Below are 17,622 nucleotides of genomic sequence, written 5' to 3' on the forward strand. Positions count from 1 at the left end.
CCGGACAAGCCCGCCCCGGCGGTTCCGCGTTGCAGGAGCGGCCCGGACGTACCAGGCCCGGGGTGACGCTGAGCCGGAACTCGCCGGGCACGGGGATGGCGGGCAGGAAGTCCAGCGGGCTGGGGCCGTCGGAGGGGTAGCCGAGCTTGACGGCGTAGGCGACGGACGGTGTTGCGTACCAGGCCAGGCCGGGCCGGTGCGGGTGAAGGGGGCTGGGCAGACGCAGGTCGAGCTCGAACAGCCGCGCCCCTGCCCGAGACCCGCGCTTCGGCCGGGCCGCATAGCGGCCCGGCCCTTCAGCGGGTTAGGCGTGGACGGGGTGCCAGGCGGTGCACTTGCGCTCGCTGCCCTTCACGATGCACCCACGCAGCTTGTACGGGTGCCCCTCGGGCAGGTTGCCGGAAGCGACCGCGATGTAGATCGCCTTGTGGCCGCGCGTGGAGGCGACGCGGCCGGTGCTCAGCTCGGCCTCGACCGCCCAACCGTCGGGGCTGATGTCCTTGGCGACGAGGGAGTCGCCCGGGATGTTGGGCGTGGGCTGCGGGTCGGCGTTCCACCGGGCGAAGCCCATCTCGTGGCCGTCCCTGGGGCTGGTGATGTGGATCGTGAACGACCCGTCCGCCGACATCGCGGTGAGGCCCGAGACCCCGGTCGTGGACACAGAGACATCGATGTCGGCCGCGAGGTCGCCCGTCTCGTCGGCGCTGGCGGTTGCAGCCCCGGCCGTGAGCGCCACGCCGACGAACAGGGCGGCCGTACCGAGGACCGCGCCGACGCGCTGGTGTATCGAACCCATGTCTTCCCTCGTTCCCGCGTGCGACGGCACGCCGCCGCACGCACGTTCTCCCGCCGGCATCGGACATCGCTGGCGGTCAGTCAAGACAACTGCAACCAGGTCCTATTGGAAACCTACTGGCGGGTACCTACCGAAGCGGCACGCCCGGCGGGTGGTTCCCCGGTGTCCAGGAGCAACGGCGTGAGCCGCAAACGCGACCCGGCGTTCGCCGCGGCCATGGACGCCGCCCCCGCGCGCACCCGCGCCCCTGCGGACCACAAGCAACCCGCCCGCCCCGCGGCCCGCACGGCCGGACACCGGCCGTCTTGAGTCAGTTGCTGTGGAGTCGAAGACTGGCTTCGGCGACGGTGCCGAGGTTCTGCCAGAGGTGGAAGCGGTCGATAACCCGGATCGCGTTCGGGGGCCGGTCCGGGCGCCGTCGGCGTAGGTTCCGGCCTGGTCACAGCAGATGATCTGGGCGCCGGGATGCTCGCGCAGCCCGTCGGCCAAGGCGGAGGCGTCGCGGCCGAGCAGCAGGTCGAGAGGCTGGCCGCTCTCGCAGGTGATGAAGACAGCGCCGTAGTGGTGCCCGCGGCGGGTGGCAAACGAGCCGGTCCATCGAACGCCGCGCTGCGTCAAGGGGGTTGACCGCCGTTCGATTCGGGTGCTGGGCTTAATGATCTCCCGGTGGGAGTCTGGCAAGGTCGTCGGTGAGCGAACGACCCGGCCACGTCGGCCGGCCACGACCAGGGAGAAGATGCATGCATCGCAAGCGCCTCGCCGTCGCAGTCCTGCTCGCCGCCGCGCTCACCGGGGGCTTCGCCCCCGTGGCAGGGGCCCGCCAGTCAGACCCGGTACAGCGGCACCTGAATCTTCTCGTCGAGGAGGAAGGGGTGCCGGGCGCCCTCGCGTATGACGGCAGGAGAACGCGTACTGCCGGCGTCGCGGACCTGGAATCGGGTCGTCCGATGCTCGGTTCGGAGGGCAGGTTCCGGCTGGCCAGCAACACCAAGGCGTTCACCGCGGCAGCTGTGATGCGTCTGGTGGTGGATGGCCGGATACGACTGGACGACCGCGCGGGCGCCTACGTGCCACAGCTCGCCGAACACACCATCACCGTAAGGCATCTGCTCAAGCAGACCAGCGGTCTGCCGGAGTACTCCGCGCTGGTCGACTGGAGTCGGCCCGGCACGCCCGAGGACTATCTGGCCCTCGCGCTCGAGAAGAAACCCGTCTTCGAAGCCGGAACCGACTGGGGCTACTCCAACACCAACTACCTGGTGCTGGGCATGGTGATCGACAGGGCGTCGGGGGTCGACTTCCGCACGTACATCGAACGTACGGTTCTGCGCCCGCTGCTCCTGGACGACACCTACTGGCCCGCGTCCGGTGAGTTCACCCTGCGCGGACCGCACGCCCGCAACTACGGTGTCCACCCGGCGTACCCGGAGGCAGGGCGGGTGGATGTGACCGAGCTTCCGGGGTACGAGTTCGGCGCATCCGGCGGGCTCGTCTCCACGCCCGAGGACCTCAACGCATTCTGGGACGGCCTGTTCGGCGGGCGGCTGCTACCCGCCTGGGCGGTGCGCCTGATGACCCAGGACACCACCGACATCGGCGGCCGCGACGTCTATCCAGCGGGCAGCCGTTACGGTTACGGCGTCGCCTCGATCCCGCTCAGCTGCGGCGGCTCCTACTGGGGCCACGGCGGCGATCTGCCGGGCGATTCGGTGGGCGGCGGGCGGGCCACGGGCGGCCGCGGCACCGTGACCGTCTACACCACGACCTGGGCGGCTCAGGGGGACAGCCTGCGCCATCTCCAAGGAGCGGTGGACGCGGCCTTGTGCGCCAAGGGCCGGTAGGGCCGAGGCTTGTGGTGGCCCGGCGGCCAATCTGTCGTGCCACCTTCCGGTCAGTGGTGTCGGTGCGCTCGTAGAGGCATGGTGGGGGCGACGTACGATGCCGCCCCCGTCCGCGACCGGGGGCGCAGCCGGGCCGCTCGGCAGGGAGTGGCCCACTGACGCGACGGCCGCTGCCCCTGCCGGTCAGCAGCGGTGCGATGGGGGTACCACGAGAGACGGCGCGCCGCTGATGTGACTCAGCCCGATGGTCTTCACCCCGGCTCCTGACGGTGAACGTCCTGACTGCCTGACGCCGCTGTCGGCAGCGACGCCGCCACGGTTGGGGGTGTCATCGGGCCGTGACCTTGAACATTCCGCGGGCTCCGCGCTCGGCATCGCTCATGATGTGCGAGACGAACGGGTAGTTACCCGCCTCGGGGAAGGAGAGCTCGACGAATCCCCCTGATCCCGGGGCCACATCGAGGATCTGTGCGCCGCCGTGTCCGGGGTCGTCCGGACGGAGCCGGTAGGCGCCCTCCTGGTACACGGTGTCGAACTGGCCGCCGACGACGTGGAACGCGCTCCCCCGGTTCGGCCCGGCGTCCAGCACCCACACCCGGATCCGCTCACCGACGCGAGCGGCCAGCCCGTCGCTGCTGTATTGGTTGGCGTAGCCGTTGAAGACGACGGCGTCGGGCCGCCCCGCCACCAGCTTGTCCGGGTCGGCGGTCCCGCCCTGCGCGCCGAGGTACAACTCAGACTGGACGATCAGGTACTCCCGGTCGACGCGCGGAAGGTCCGGGGGATCGATGACGACGGCCCCGAACATGCCGTTGGCGATGTGCAGCGACATGGGCATCGTGGAGCAGTGGTACATCCACACCCCGCTGCGGGTGGCGGTGAACCGGTACGTCAGCGACTGACCGGGCTGGATGGTGCGCATCGGCCGGTCGGGGGCCAGGGCGCCGGCGTGGAAGTCGACCGAGTGGCCGGTGGTCCCCCCGTTCACCAACGTGATCTCGAAGGTGTCGCCGACCCGTCCCCGCAGTACGGGCCCGGGGGCGGTCCCGTCGAAGGTCCACAACGTCTGCCTGACGCCGGGCGCGACCTCCCGTACGACGTCTCGCACGGTCAGGGTCCGGCGGTGCACCTGCTGGGCGGTGCCGTCCTGTGCGGGCGGCAGCTGTGCGTCCCGGCCGGCGAATCCGGCGGGCGGTTCGGCCATGGGGTCGAACGCGTTCGCGGCGGAGTCCTTTGCCGTTCCGCTGCCGTTGCCCGTCGTGTCGCCGCCCATGGCGTGGCCCGTGTGCGTGGGCGTGGGGGTGGACGCAGTTCCAGTGGCCCGGACGGCGAACACCATGCCCATCTGCCGGTGTCCCACCACCGAGCACCATCCCTCGAGGTCGTGTCCGACCGTGCCCGCGTCAAGCGTGGCCCGCTCCCCCGGGGCGAGCCGGCCGGTATGGGCACCGGTGTCCAGCACCAGGTCGTGCCGGTCGGTGCCCAGGTTGTGCACCTTGATCACCAGCCGGTTACCCCTCGGCACCTGGACCGTGTCCGGGGCGAACCGCATTCCGCGGATGGTGACCGCCACGGTGGTGGTACGACCGGTGGGCGTCACGGCCTGTCCGCCTTCGGCGGTGGCGGCGGAGCCGGACGGGGCAGCCACGGGCAGCGACCGCACATCCATCGCACTTCCGGCGACGGCGGCCAGTACCACGACCGCCAGGCCCGCGGCCGCACCGCCCAGCACCCGATGCGGACGCTGCGGCGAAGCGGGTGGGGCCGTCGGGGAGGCGGGCGGGGCGTCCTGTGTGCCCCGTGTGTCCCGTTGCCGTGCCCGGTGGCTGCGGACCGTGCGGACCAGCAGAACGAGGAAGGTGACCAACACCCCCAGGAGAACCACCGAGCAGGCCACCCGCACCATGCCGGGTACAGGCAGCACGCACAGCAGTAGCGCCGCGTTGGCGGCGGTCAGCCTGGCGGGGCCGCCACGATCCAGCTCCGCCGTGGTGGCCCTTACGGCGGCGGGTCCGCCGCCAAGCACCACAGGCACCAGGAAGCTCAGCGCACCCAGGAGCACCTGCGCCATCCATCCGGCGGCCAGTGGGGCGGTCAGTGACGCGGTGCGCTCAGCCACCGCGGGCCATGACGCCGACGTCAGTAGGGTCACCACCAGCGCCGCGAGCGTACCGAGCAACCAGGCGCCGCCCGCGGCGACCGACCAGGTGGCGAAGGAGGACGGTGACTTCACCTGTGCCTCGCGGACCCAGGGGATGCCCGCGACGACCAGCCCGCCCGCGAAGACGGCGACACCGGCGGCGGCTGCGGGCGGCGGCAGGGTGAGCACGGCGGCGACGGCCGCGCCCAGCCCGCCGAGCAGCACGGGCAGGGCCCTGCGGGCCGCCCGCTCCGCACCGTCCGCCACCCGGGTCCGCAACATCGTCGGCCAGAGGGTGACCAGCGTTCCGGCCACCGTGAGTCCCAGCCAGCCGAGGAGGTTGATCAGCTTGTGGGCGGTCAGCACGCGGGCTGCGATGTCGTCGGAGAGGCCGCCGCGCGCCATGATCACGCCCAGCGCCGCTCCCAGGGGCAGCAGGGCGGACGCCGCGATGTAGTAGCGCACGGTCATTGCGAAGCGGCCGGGCAGGGCCCGCCGCAGCAGCCGTACCAGCCAGACGGCGTGTACGGCGACGGCGACGGCGACGGCAGTGCCGCCCGCGAGCACCGCGGGCCAGAATCCGGCGAGCATACCGGCGACCACGGCGACGGCTCCGGCGTTGAGGCCCGCCAGCCTGAACGCCGCCGGGGCTCCCCGGTCGGACTCGGGCAGCCGCAGCACGGAGGCGGCGAAGTGGCCCGACCAGATCACGACCGCGTTGGTCACCGCCCCGAGCAGCAGCAGGTGGACGAGCAGCCAGCGGGCCTCCGCCACGAACGGGTGCGCCAGCGCTGCGACCGCAAAGAGCAGCAGCCACGCCGCCACCACGGCGTTCACCCTCAGGTGCCAGGCGGCACGCGGCGGGCGCCCCGACGACCGGGCGCCAGGCTTGTCCGGCGGCGAAGGGAGATTAGCGAAGGAGGGCTGCATGGTCACCTGGTCGTCTCCGAGGGCTGCGGCCGGGGGCGGCGCACCGCACCGGCGGTCACGGACAGGGTCGCCGCCGTCACCACGAACAGCAGCACGGCGACGATGTTGAGGCTCCCGCCCACCCGCCAGGCCGAAGTGGAGTCCCGCAGGTCACCGACGAGGATGCGCAGCGCGAGCGAAAGGTGCAGCAGCCAGGCGGGCACGGCGAACACGGGGCGGTACGGCAGGGGGCGGCGCAGCACGGCGGGCAGGATCACCGGGGCATGAGCCATGATCATCGAGATGACGAAGCCCAGGAAGACGCAGTGCACTACGGCGTCGTAGCGGCTGCCCTCGGTGATCGGCCCTTCGATTAGCCACAGCGCGCCTGCCAGCCCGAGCCAGGCGTAGCCGGCCAGCAGGCAGGCGGCCGAGAAGCGGGGCAGACCTCTGGCGCGGAGCATGCGGCGGGCAACGTCGTACGTGATCAGCCAGGCGACCAGGGCGAGCAGCGCGGCGGCCAGCAGCAGGGTGCCGGGGGCGGGCCACAGCAGGGTGGCGACCGTGCCGGTCAGCACGGCTGCGACGCAGGCCAGGAAGGTCTGCTCGGTCCGGGGGGCCAGCACGGCCACACGGGCCAGTTCCAGCCGCTCCCCCGCGATGGTCAGTACCAGGAAGGCGGCGAGCCAGGGCAGCAGACGGGGCACGTCCAAACCGCCCAGCCACAGCAGCGCCGCCCCGAGCCCGGCAACCGCGCCGGCCGCCTGGGCCAGCAGGGCGGGGCCCGGCTGCCGGCGCCAGAACCGGAAGTACAGGGCGAGGAGCACTGCGGTGCCGAGGACCAGCAGCGACTGCCCTACGCGCAGGTCGGCCGGGCTGATCAGCAGCAGGCCGCCCGCGCCGAGGAAGCCGGGGGAGAGATATCCCCAGCCGCGGCCCAGGGCCACGGCCCGTTCCAGCGCCACCAGCGTCCCGACGAAGCCGAGGACCATCAGTACCCCGTGGACCTGCGGCAGTCGGTCGGCGCGTACGGGGGCGGGGAGCCCGAGCAGGAGCAGCGCGGCGTCGAGACCGGCCAGCAGGGCGAGGCCGGCAGGCAGCAGCAGCACCGCCCGCCTGGCGCCGGTCCGCCGGGCGGCGTCCGCGGCGGGCGTCACCGGAGTCTCCGGTCCGGGTTCGGTTCCAGAGACAGGTCCGGGTCCGGGTCCGGGTCCGGGTCCAGGCCCAGGATCCCGCCTGGTCCGGCGGTGGTGTCCGATCCGGCCACGGCGTCCGGAGTGTCGGCGGCGTCCGGATCCCGCACGGCGGCCGGGGCCCCCGCAACGGCTGGCTCCTCCGCCCCAGTGGTGAAACTCAGACGGCAGGCACCGGGCTCTGCAAAGGGGTGCAGGGACACCCCGTCCGGCACGCCGCCCAGAGCGGAGTAGCCGGCCCGGACCAGCCCGGCGTGGACGTTGCAGATCACGCCGGGGTGCTCGCGGGCGACCTCGATGAAGGGGCAGTGCGGCAGCCGCACCCGGGTCTCCCCCTGGTTCCGTCCTTCGCCCTCGGCCTCGGCCGCGTCCTCGGGCTCGGGGGCGAAGCCGATCTCACCGAGTAGGGCGAGTATCCGACCACGAGCCTGCGCGCTGTTCCGGGACGGTTCCTGTCCGGCGACCAGCGCGCGCCCCCACTCCTCCCCCGCGGCGACGGCCTCCGCCTGCGGGTCGGCACTGGATTTGGCGATCTGTCCGGCGAGCACGGCGGCCAGTCCGGCGTACTCCCGTACGGCGGACTGCTGCGGCGGCCGGGAGAGGTAGCGCCAGGCGGGGCGCCCACGCCCGGCGGCCTCGCCACGCTCACGGACGGCGAGCCCGCTCTCCACCAGCGCGTCCAGATGCTCCCGAACCGTGTTGACGTGCAGACCGCACTCCTGGGCGAGCGCGGCGGCCGTGACCGGCCGCGGCTGGCTGCGCAGGTGCTGAAGAACGGCGTGGCGCTGCCGGGAGACGGGTGGCCGGTCACCGCCACCCGGGAAGGGGACCTTATTTTCCACGGACATGTCCGTAGTATATTCGAAGCGCAGTCCCCTTCCCGGCCATCCGGCCGCCACCAAACCGCTGGAGACTCAGCATGAGCACTCTCACGATCGCGTCGGACCCCCAGGACGCCAAGGCCGTCGAAGCCGTCGAGGCACACCACGCCCAACTGGCGGGCCAACTGGGCGGACGGGTCACGATGCTGATCGACGCCGCCGACCGCGACCCCGCCTCGGCGGAAGACATCCGCGCCGGTCTCGTCACCTTCTGCGAGCGCGAACTCGTCCCGCACGCCCTGGCCGAGGAGTCCACGCTCTATCCCGCCGCGCACGGCACCGTGGAGGCCCGTCTGCTCATCGACGGCATGCTCGCCGAGCACCGCAGGATCACGGACCTGGTGGACGCGCTGCGCACCGCCTCCTCCCCGGCCCGCGCGGCGAGCGACGCCCGCGCACTCCAGGTGCTCTTCGAGGAGCACCTGGACAAGGAGAACGAGCTCGTACTGCCGTTGATCGCTGCCTCTGCCGACATCTCCCTGGCCAAGCTGCTCGACGGGATGCACGAACTGCTGGGCGGCCACGACGCCGAGAGCGAAGTTGAGGGTGAGAAGTCCGGTGGCTGCGGCGGCGGTTGCGGCTGCGGCGGCTCGGACGACGCCGACGTGCCCGAACTGGACGCCCGCGCCGTCCCGCACGCGCTGCGCCACGCCACCATCTTCGGCGCCCTCGACGCCGTTCCCCCGGGCCGGGCCATGGTGCTGGTCGCCCCGCACGACCCGCTGCCGCTGCTGGCGCAGATCGAAGCCCGCACCCCCGGCGCCTTCGAGGTGGAGTACGTGGAGCGCGGCCCGGAGGCGTGGCGCCTGCTGTTCACCCGCCACTGAGGTCCCGGTAAGGCGGCGCCTTCTCGTCACACCCCGACGGGGAACCCCACGCCCGCGGGTTCCCCACCCCACGCCGAACGGGCACCGCTGCGAGCCGGAGCGACCCGGCCGACGGATCGATCGGCGACTGAAGCCGGGCTGGGACAGGGCGTGACGGACGAGCGGGTACGCGGACTGGCTGCGCACCCGCTCGTCCGAGGGCGCGCATCTGCTCGGCAGGTGGCTGCGCTGTCGGACCAGTGGCGGGCCCACACCGGGCCGGGACGATACCCACCATGAACACGGCGACCCCATCGACAAGGTCCCCGAACTCTCCCGGCGCGCCAGGGCCTTCACGGTGTGGGCGGTGCTCAGGTCCCTCGGCCGGTCAGGTGTGGCCGACCTCGTCGAGCGGCTGGTCCGACACGCCTCCGCCTTCGCCACGGGCATCGCCGGCGTCGACGGCGCGACAGTCCTCAACGACGTAGTGTTCACCCAGGTCTGCGCCGACTTCGGCGATGACGAACGCACGGAACAGGTACTCGCCCGGCTGCTGAAGGACGGCACGACGTGGATCAGCGGCTCCACCTGGCACGGCCGACGCGTCATGCGAATCTCGGTGAGCAACTGGTCGACGACCGAGGACGACGTGGCGCGCGCACTGGAGGCGATCCGGCGCGCATCCGTCAGCGCACCCCCACATTCCGGTGGGTAGCCCTGCGCCGGTGGCCTGCCGTTCACCACGCTGTGGCGACTGCGTCGCCGCAACCGCCAACTGGACGCGAACGTGATCCGGTTCCCCGGCGGCGGGACGGTGGCCACGCACGAACGCAGTTACCCATCGCTGTTCGTTCATGCCGGGTGGTTGACGGGGGCCAGGTCGGTGGAGAGGGCCAGGGCGCGGTACTGGGCGAGTTCGCGGTGCACGAGGTCGAGTTTGGCCTCGACCCGGGCCACGGAGTCGGTGCCGAGCTGGAGGCGGAGCGGGGGCTCGGCGATGTCGGCGATGCCGACGATGGCGGCTGCGGCCTTGGCGGGGTCGCCGGGCTGGAGGTGGTTGAAGCCCGCGAGGGCCGTACGGGTGGCGCCCGCGGTGGGGGCGTAGTCGTCGATCACGTGGGGTTCGGTGTGGAGGCTGGAGGGGTCGAGGAAGTCGGTGCGGAAGCCGCCCGGTTCGACGATGGTGACGTTGACGCCCAACGGGGCCAGTTCGCCGTGCAGCGCCTCGGACATGCCTTCGAGGGCGAACTTCGTCGCGCCGTACAGGCCGACACCGGGGGCGGATGCGAAGCCGCCGACCGAACTGATGTTGATCACGTGGCCGGACCGCTGGGCGCGGAGCGTGGGCAGCACGGCGCGCAGGGTGCTGAGCACTCCGAAAAAGTTGATGTCGAACGACGCGCGTACCGCAGCGTCGGAGGCTTCTTCCACCGCGGCGACCAGACCGCGTCCCGCGTTGTTGACCAGAACGTCGATCCGGCCGAAGCGGGCGAGCGCGGCGTCGACCGCAGTCCGTATCGTCGATTCCTCCGTGACGTCCAGGGTCACGGGAAGTAGGGAGCCGGAGGCCTCGGGGAAGGCGCGGCGCACGGCCTCGGCGTCGCGTGCGGTGGCGACAACCTGGTGACCTCGTGCCAGCGCCTCCCGGGCGATCTCCGCGCCCAGGCCGCGCGAGGCGCCGGTGATGAACCAAACAGACATGCTTCCTGCCTTCCTAAGGGTGGCCGGGTACGGCACGAGTGAACGTGAACACCGTTTCCCGCACTTGACCGTCGTCGGGGATCTCCCGGTCTGCCCATCGATCCATGACCTCGACGATCTCGGCCCTGAACTGGGCGAGTTCGGCATCGGTCATCCGCAGCCACGCCTCGGTCGCGAACGGACCGAGCGGCCAGCGTTCCTGTTCGGACCTGGGCCGGTCGGCCCAGCGTCGTATGTGACCGGTCTGCCGCTCGAGGTTGAGGGACTCCACCGCGTGCGCGACCGCCTCACCTGCCGCGTCGTCGGCGAAGTCGGCCGAGGACCAGAGCAGCTTGGGCGTGGTACGCCGCCACCAGCGTTCGCGGCGATCGCGGGCGAGCTCGGGTGCCTCCTCGATCAGACCGGCGGCGGCCAAGGCCTTGAGGTGATGGCTGACGTTGCCGACTGCTTCGCCTGTCGCCTGGGAGAGCGCGCTGGCGGTCGCAGGACCGTCCAGCTTCAACAGGTCGAGCAGGCGGCGCCGCACCGGGTGCGCCATGGCGGCCAGTACGCGCGAGTCGGTGATCGGTGGGGTCATGGAGGTGAGCCTAGATGCACAAGAGATCTTGTGCAATACGTCTTGTGTGTCTTCGGCGTTCCTCACCGAGTACGAGGCCGTCCACCCCCACTCCGACCAACGGCCGGAGAGGCGGCTGCGACGACTACGTCGCCAAGCGTTTCGGCACCTTCGTCGCCGCCGCGCTGCGCGGTGTCGTGCAGGGGTAGGTTGCGCAGGCCGGTGGCGCGGGCGGCACGGATGTGGCCCTCGGCGCGGGCCCGCTGGCGGTGCCGCAGCTCCAGCTGCGCGATCGGCGTGCCGGTGGTGTTGGTGGCGAGGAGGCGCCGATCGCCGTCGCGGTGGCCTGGTCCTCGACCTGGCCGGTCGAGGACGTCCGCGCCTCCTGGCGCCTGGTCCCGTTCGAGCTGATCTTCTGCGTCAGCTACGACGAGGCGTGGCTCCGGGGGGCCTTTGCGTCCGGCCCCAGAATGACCGGCGCCCCTCTGACGGACCCCGGTGCGGAACGCCAGAGCCGTCCCCGCCCCCTCCACCACGCCGCATGCTGACCGGGTGAGCGACTCGATACCTCCCATGGCCCCACCTCACCGGCCAGTGGCTGACTCGCCGCGGCCTGACCGGCCACCACGCCGGCCCCGGCGGCCCGAGGCACACCCGCGCCATCACCGCCCGCCTCGCCTTCCGCCTCCGCGACCACCACATCGGCCCCGCTCCCGACCAGGCCCACGCCCTCGCCCGACTCCGCGGCGTACAGACCGCCCTGTTCGTGCGCGGCTACCTGCTGCGCCGGCAGTGCGAGACCCTCGTCAAAGCGGATCAAGCCCAGCCCGGGCATGGATCACTACGGCAGGCCCGGCGTCGTTCGTGTCCGGACGGGCCGATCCGCGTTCCTGTTCGGCCCGTCCAGCGGACTTCCCCCTGAGCGGACCCTGTTCGCGCCGTACGCTGTCAGCAGACCGGCCGCACCAGGCTTCCCCCGTGCGCGGGGCGGCCGGTCGCCCCTCCCGGGGTCCCACCCCATGCCCCGGAGGCAGGCTTCCCCGGACAAGCCAACGGGGACGTCCCGTGATCAACATGCCGAGTGACCACGGGCGCCGAGCCTGCGGAGGAAGCAACGCCGACCGAGGCGAGTGGCATGGAGCGGATGCCGAGGGGCGTCGAGTGGTCGCCCGCTCCTGCCGATGCCGCTGGGACGTGCCGCGTGAAGGAGGCCGACACACCACGCCGGACCCACCAGCTGCCGACAGGGCACCTCTTCAACGCGGCGATCAGCCGGTGCATCGACCCGGACCGGAGTCCTTCGACCGACTGGTGCGCCGGAAGGTAGCTGGTCGGCACCTCGTGGTGGACCGTCCATCACAGCAAGTGGGCTTCCTCTGGGCGGACACCGCGGCGCACCCTGCGCAGCTTGCGCAGCCACGGTCGCTCCTCCGGGCCGCCGCACCCGCCCACGGTCTGCAGGGAGCAGTTCGCCCTCGGAGTCAGACAGCGCCGCACCGCCCGTATCCCCGCGATGAGCCGCCCGTTCGGCACCTTCTCCAGACGGTGACCGGTCCATCGGTCCCGACCGGGGCCGGCCACGCCCACTGATCGGGCACCTGAGTTCCCTCAGTCACGATGTCCAGCAGTTCACCCCGGGCAGGAGCATCCGGCCGAGCGGATCCTCGACCCGGACGGACACCGGGCCGCCCGGGTAGTTCGAATTCGGCTGGTTCGAGCGGCCCCGCACCGACGCTCCTACACCGGCGCCGGTGGGCGGCGCCGCCCACCGGCGGATCGCCCGCCAGGCGGTGACGCGCGTGGGCCTGCTGTCCCTGCCCAAGACAGCGAACGAGATCTTCGTCGCTGGCAAGAACGCCTGCGACATCGGCGATCAGGGCGGTGGCCGGACCCGGGGGTCCTTCTACTTCGCCGCATGGGCGGTGGGGTCAGAACCGTCTCCGGCTGCGATGGGGATGCGAGCGGGGATTCGGGCTCGTCGTACGCGACGCGTCGACGGCAGACGGCTGTTCCGGGTCCGCCGTGCACGCTCAGGACGCGTCGAATGTCTCCGGCGTATCCGGCGCGGAGGGCTTCATGAGGTCGTGCGCCAACCTCAGCACGGCGTCGACATCGGTGTTGTCGGGATCGGCGAGCCATGCCAGAACGAGTCCGTCGAAGAGAGCGGTGATGAACTGCCCGACGACGGGTACGTCGGCCGGCAACTGTGCTCCGGTGGCGTTCACCCAGGAAGAAATGGTCTCGGTCCCCAATGCGCGGTAGGCCGCGTACTGCTTCCTCGCCACATGGACGAACTCGGGCTTCCGCAGCGCCCACGTCGTCAACTCGTACGGGAGGATCTGGCGGCCGCGGTCGTCCTCCTCGATGACGTGGAAGGCCGCACGGAGGCGGTCGAGCAAGTCGTCCCCGGTATCGGCCGCCTCGGCGACGGCGGTCGAGAGCCCGTCGAAGACGGCGAGGAGAACCTCTTGGAGGAGCTCGTCCTTGTCCGCGAACCAGTAGTGGACGAGGCCGCCGGGCACCCCCGCCTCCTCCGTGATCCGGCGGACCGTCGCCGCCGCAATACCGTCCCTGGCGATGACCCGGGCGGCGGCTTGGATCAACTGGGTTCGCCTGCCGTCGTCGTGACGTCGGCTCGGGTTGCGTGTGTCGGCCACGACCCCAGTCTCTCACAATTTGAACAGTTGACCTGAACACTTGACCTGAACGCTTGCCCTAGTCAAACTCACCGCAGAGGAAGGGAAGTTGCGATGGCGAGTGGGACGGGTGGCGGCAGAAGCCGAAGAGCTCAGGGCGGGGCGGAACTCAGCACCGGGCGGGTGGTCTTCCTAGTGATCGCCGCTGCTGCGCCGATGGCCGCGATAGTGGGAAACGTTCCGCTGGCGATCCGCTACGGCGACGGGGCCGGGCTGCCCGCCGTCTACCTGATCGCTTCGGCCGTGTTGTTGTGCTTCTCGGTCGGCTACGCAGCGATGAGCCGACGTGTGGTGAACACCGGTGCCTTCTACACCTACATCGCCCGCGCTCTCGGCAAGCCGGCCGGTGTCGCGGCGGCCTACGTGGCGGTCGTCTCCTACCTCGCCCTGACCATCGGCCTGGTCGGCGCCTTCGGTTACTTCAGCAGCCTGGTCCTGGCGAGCTCCGGCGTCGGTCTGCCCTGGTACCTCTACAGCGCCGCCGCGCTCACGCTGGTGGCCGTACTCGGCTACCGCTCAGTGGACCTGTCGGCCAAGGTGCTGGGTGCTCTGATAGCCGCCGAGTTCGGCGTGCTGGTGGTTTTCGACGCGCTCGCCGTCGGGCACCGAGGTGCGGCCGTCTTCCCGGCCGCCGCGTTCTCCGGTCCACACGTGATGTCCGGATCGATCGGCATCGCGCTGATGTTCGCGTTCTTCAGCTTCATCGGGTTCGAGTCCGCGGCCCTGTACGGCGAGGAAACCAGCGACCCGGAGCGCAGCATCCCGCGCGCCACCTACATCGCGGTAACCTCGATCGGCCTGTTCTACGTGCTCACCTGCTGGATCGTCGTCGGGGCCGCAGGCACCGACCAGGTCGTCCGGCTGGCCCGGGAGCAGGGCGGCGACTTCGTGTTCGTGCTGCTCCAGCAGTACGGCGGCGGCCCGCTCCACGACGTGGCGGCGGTCCTCATGTGCACCAGCCTGCTCGCCGGATTGCTCGCCCTGCACAACGCGTCCAGCAGGTACCTGTTCGCGCTCGGGAGGGAGGGCGTACTGCCGCGCCGGCTCGGCCGCTACCACCCCCGCCACTTCAGCCCGCACACGGCGAGTGCAGTCGTCAGCATTCTGTCGGTCCTGGCCACCGGCGTCGCCGCTTCATCGGGTGCCGACCCGTACGCGGTGTGGGTGCCCGCGTTCATCGGTGTCGGAACGCTCGGCATCGTCGCCCTGCAGGCGGGAGCATCCGTCGCCGTGGTCGTCTTCTTCCGACACCGCAGCGACCGGGACCTGTGGCGCTGCGTCATCGCACCGGCGATCGGCGCAGTCGGCCTGACCGCCGCGTTCGTACTGGCCCTGCTCAACTACCCGACGCTGACGGATTCGACCGACCCGACCGTCAACGCCACCCCGGCGGTACTGTGCGCCGCCGCCGCCGCGGGCACCGTCGTCGCGCTGCTGTTGCGCCGTCGGCGGCCCGCGACGTACGCGGCTCTTGCGCAGTCGAAGGTCCGTTCCCGTCGACGGAGCACCACCGCGGAGGCCGTGGCCCACACGCGACGCTACTGCTTGGTGGGTGCGGGGCCGGCCGGCCTGGTGATGGCCCGTGCGCTGATCGCCGAAGGCGTGCCCTTCGACTGGTTCGAGCGTCACTCCGACGTCGGCGGCATCTGGGACATGGACAACCCCGGCAGCCCCATGTACGAGAGCGCGCACTTCATCAGCTCGAAGTACACCTCGGGATTCATCGGTTACCCGATGCCCGACCACTACCCGGATTACCCGTCCTGGCAGCAGATCCGCGACTACATCCGCGGCTTCGCCCGCACCTTCGGGCTCTACGAGCACGTCACCCTCGGTGTGGCGGTGACCGGCGCCCAGCCCCTGCCCAACGACCGCTGGGAGGTCTGCCTCTCCACCGGCGAGACCCGCACCTACGACGGGCTCATCGCCGCCCCGGGCGTCACCTGGCACCCGCACACCCCCGACTTGCCGGGAACCGATACCTACACCGGTGACCTGCGGCACTCGGCCACCTTCCGGGGCGGCGCGGAGCTGCGGGGAAAGCGGGTTCTGGTGGTCGGCGCCGGCAACTCCGGCGTGGACATCGCCGTCAACGCCGCCCTCCAGGCCGAGGAGACGTTCCTCTCGGTGCGGCGCGGCTACCGGTTCGTACCCAAGCACCTCTACGGCTTGCCCACCGATGCCCTGCTCGCCGGCGTCCTCGACCCGCCACGCGGCGTGAGTCTGCCGGGCGACCCCGCGCAGCTCGTGGACAGCCTGGTCGGTGACCTCACCCGGTTCGGCCTGCCCGCCCCCGACCACGAGCTGCTGACGACTCACCCCATCATGAACACCCAGGTCCTGCACCACCTGGCGCACGGCGACCTGACCGTCAAGCCCGACGTGACCCAACTGACCCCCACCGGCGCGGTCTTCGCCGACGGCACCGAGGAGCAGGCGGACGTCATTCTGCTGGCGACCGGCTACCGCTACCTGCTGCCGTTCCTCGACCCGGCCCTGCTCACTTGGAAAGACGACCATCCACAGCTGTACCTCAACATCTTCTCCCGCGAACTGGACAGCCTCTACGTCCTCGGCCTCGTCGAATTCGCCGGAGGCGCCTATGCCCGCTTCGACGAGATGGCCCAGATGGTGCTCATCGACATCCGGGCCCGCGAGACCGGCGTACACCGAGCGGCATTGATCGCGCTCAAGGAGAACGACCGACCAGACCTGCGCGGCGGTGTCGCCTACATCGACAGCCCTCGGCACGCCAGTTACGTCAACGTGGCCACCTACGTCTCCTACCTGGCCGACCTGCGCGACCGTTTCGAGTGGGCCGATCTCGACGAACAGACCTACCAATCACTGCGGAGTCACGCGTCGCGGGTCGGCTCCCCGAAAGCAGGAGCCACCTCGTGAAACGCACTTTCTGGAACGGCCGGCACGTGGTCCTCACCGGGGGCACCAGCGGCATCGGCCTGGCCTCGACGGAGCTGCTGGCCGAGGCGGGAGCCCGCGTCACGGTGATCGCCCTCGACGGTGTCGACGCCGAGACGCTGCGCGGCAGGATGCTGCCGAACGTGGTCGTCGCGCCCGGCGACGTATCAGACGCCGACGCCGTAACCGCGGCGCTCGACCGCGGTCGGGCCGCTCACGGTCCGATCCGGTCGGTCATCACCTGCGCCGGGATCACCAAACCGGCGTACTTCCACGAGCTCACCGACGGCGATCTGCGCCGGCAGATGGAGATCAATTACTTCGGTACCCTGCACACCATCCGGGGCGCACTGCCCGACCTGATGAGCGGTGGCCGCGGTGCGAGTGTCACGTGCGTCTCCTCGGCGGCCGGGCTGGTCGGCGTGTTCGGCTACGGCGCCTACTGCCCCAGCAAGTTCGCCGTCCGCGGCCTGTGCGAAGTCCTCCGCCAGGAGTACCGGCCACATGGCATCACCGTCACCGGTGTCTACCCGCCGGACGTCGACACCCCGATGCTCGCGTGCGAGCAATCCCTCAAACCAGCGGAGCTGCTCGCACTGTCCAACGGCGAAAAACCGCTCACTGCCCTCGCCGTGGCGCGCGCCATGCTCAAGGGAACCGAGTCCGGCCGGGCCAGCGTCGTCCCGGGCGCCAGCGCCAAGCTCATCAAGTGGGCGGCCGGCGCGGCACCGGCCCTGCTCAACCGGTACGTCGATATGACGATCGCCCGCGCCCGCAAGGACGCCGGCAAGCAAGGAGCGGGCCTCTGCATCCCGTAGCAAGGTGCCTCGTCCTGCCCCGCAGGAGTGGAGCGGCCGAACCGCCGACGGGGTGGCGCGTACTCGCGAGGTAGGGCCGCTGACCGAGTATCCCCGCATCCGAGGCAACGCGGCGAGGGCGGCGATCTCCGCGCTCGGCAGCAGCCGGGTGGGGCGGGGTGGGAAGGGCTCATCGAGAGGCTCACCGCCGACCGTCCACGAGGTGATCCGGGGGCAACCCGGTCTCTCCCACATCTGATATTTCACGTTTCAATGCACCCTGTAGGAGCAGGCATGAGTTTCCTGAGTCAACCTCTATGCCGCCAGAGGCTCGTCGGTGGGCGCGTTGATCTTGCTGTTGGCTTGGTGGATGGCGGGGTCGTAGCA

At 71.2% G+C, this 17,622-nt stretch carries 14 protein-coding genes; 7 read left to right on the forward strand and 7 right to left on the reverse strand.

Features of this window, described 5'->3' with window-relative positions; translation table 11 throughout:
* Positions 1–304 precede the first annotated feature (304 nt).
* Positions 305–796 carry a hypothetical protein gene (locus ABZZ20_RS30710; RefSeq protein WP_356875204.1) on the reverse strand — a complete coding sequence of 164 codons (492 nt, stop codon included), beginning with the start codon at positions 794–796 and terminating at the stop codon, positions 305–307.
* Between the two features lie 180 nt (positions 797–976).
* On the opposite strand from ABZZ20_RS30710, the gene ABZZ20_RS30715 reads away from it, so the two are divergent.
* Positions 977–1,105: a hypothetical protein gene (locus tag ABZZ20_RS30715; RefSeq protein ID WP_356875206.1), complete on the forward strand. Its 129-nt coding sequence runs from the start codon at positions 977–979 to the stop codon at positions 1,103–1,105.
* A gap of 431 nt (positions 1,106–1,536) precedes the next feature.
* On the forward strand, positions 1,537–2,637 hold the full coding sequence (locus ABZZ20_RS30720; RefSeq protein ID WP_356875208.1) for a serine hydrolase domain-containing protein: 1,101 nt from the start codon (positions 1,537–1,539) through the stop codon (positions 2,635–2,637).
* Between the two features lie 328 nt (positions 2,638–2,965).
* Here the strand turns inward: ABZZ20_RS30720 and ABZZ20_RS30725 are convergent, their stop codons facing one another.
* The 3 genes from ABZZ20_RS30725 to ABZZ20_RS30735 all read right to left on the reverse strand — a co-directional run bounded on the left by ABZZ20_RS30725 (position 2,966) and on the right by ABZZ20_RS30735 (position 7,727).
* Entirely contained in the window at positions 2,966–5,605 is a 2,640-nt protein-coding gene (locus tag ABZZ20_RS30725; protein WP_356875210.1) for a multicopper oxidase domain-containing protein, read from the reverse strand.
* Positions 5,606–5,709: 104 nt separating this feature from the next.
* Positions 5,710–6,843: a hypothetical protein gene (locus ABZZ20_RS30730; protein ID WP_356875212.1), complete on the reverse strand. Its 1,134-nt coding sequence runs from the start codon at positions 6,841–6,843 to the stop codon at positions 5,710–5,712.
* Positions 6,840–7,727 carry a helix-turn-helix domain-containing protein gene (locus tag ABZZ20_RS30735; protein WP_356875214.1) on the reverse strand — a complete coding sequence of 296 codons (888 nt, stop codon included), beginning with the start codon at positions 7,725–7,727 and terminating at the stop codon, positions 6,840–6,842. Before ABZZ20_RS30735 ends, ABZZ20_RS30730 begins: the two co-directional genes overlap by 4 nt.
* Before the next feature lie 71 nt (positions 7,728–7,798).
* Here ABZZ20_RS30735 and ABZZ20_RS30740 point away from each other — a divergent pair, with 71 nt between their 5' ends.
* Positions 7,799–8,587 carry a DUF2249 domain-containing protein gene (locus ABZZ20_RS30740; protein ID WP_356875216.1) on the forward strand — a complete coding sequence of 263 codons (789 nt, stop codon included), beginning with the start codon at positions 7,799–7,801 and terminating at the stop codon, positions 8,585–8,587.
* 346 nt (positions 8,588–8,933) lie between these two features.
* Positions 8,934–9,281: a hypothetical protein gene (locus tag ABZZ20_RS30745; RefSeq protein WP_356875217.1), complete on the forward strand. Its 348-nt coding sequence runs from the start codon at positions 8,934–8,936 to the stop codon at positions 9,279–9,281.
* A gap of 137 nt (positions 9,282–9,418) precedes the next feature.
* On the opposite strand, the gene ABZZ20_RS30750 is transcribed toward ABZZ20_RS30745, so the two are convergent.
* Positions 9,419–10,267, reverse strand: a complete 849-nt coding sequence (locus tag ABZZ20_RS30750) for an oxidoreductase (protein ID WP_356875219.1) — start codon at positions 10,265–10,267, stop codon at positions 9,419–9,421.
* 13 nt (positions 10,268–10,280) lie between these two features.
* The gene (locus tag ABZZ20_RS30755) at positions 10,281–10,844 is read right to left on the reverse strand and encodes a helix-turn-helix domain-containing protein (RefSeq protein ID WP_356875221.1); all 564 of its coding nucleotides are present in this window, start codon (positions 10,842–10,844) and stop codon (positions 10,281–10,283) included.
* Positions 10,845–11,065: 221 nt separating this feature from the next.
* Here ABZZ20_RS30755 and ABZZ20_RS30760 point away from each other — a divergent pair, with 221 nt between their 5' ends.
* A complete protein-coding gene (locus ABZZ20_RS30760) occupies positions 11,066–11,371 on the forward strand; it encodes a hypothetical protein (RefSeq protein WP_356875232.1) in 306 nt (101 codons plus the stop codon).
* Between the two features lie 1,482 nt (positions 11,372–12,853).
* Here the strand turns inward: ABZZ20_RS30760 and ABZZ20_RS30765 are convergent.
* Positions 12,854–13,480 carry a TetR family transcriptional regulator gene (locus ABZZ20_RS30765; protein ID WP_356875223.1) on the reverse strand — a complete coding sequence of 209 codons (627 nt, stop codon included), beginning with the start codon at positions 13,478–13,480 and terminating at the stop codon, positions 12,854–12,856.
* Positions 13,481–13,573: 93 nt separating this feature from the next.
* Between ABZZ20_RS30765 and ABZZ20_RS30770 the strand changes: the two genes are divergently transcribed.
* Entirely contained in the window at positions 13,574–16,420 is a 2,847-nt protein-coding gene (locus tag ABZZ20_RS30770) for an amino acid permease (RefSeq protein ID WP_356875224.1), read from the forward strand.
* Positions 16,417–17,256 (forward strand): SDR family NAD(P)-dependent oxidoreductase, encoded by an 840-nt coding sequence (locus ABZZ20_RS30775; RefSeq protein ID WP_356875226.1) that lies wholly within the window; start codon positions 16,417–16,419, stop codon positions 17,254–17,256. Before ABZZ20_RS30770 ends, ABZZ20_RS30775 begins: the two co-directional genes overlap by 4 nt.
* Positions 17,257–17,622: the final 366 nt, after the last annotated feature.

It is taken from the genome of Streptomyces sp. NPDC006430 (genome assembly GCF_040612395.1).
In the GTDB taxonomy this organism is placed as follows: Bacteria; Actinomycetota; Actinomycetes; order Streptomycetales; family Streptomycetaceae; genus Streptomyces.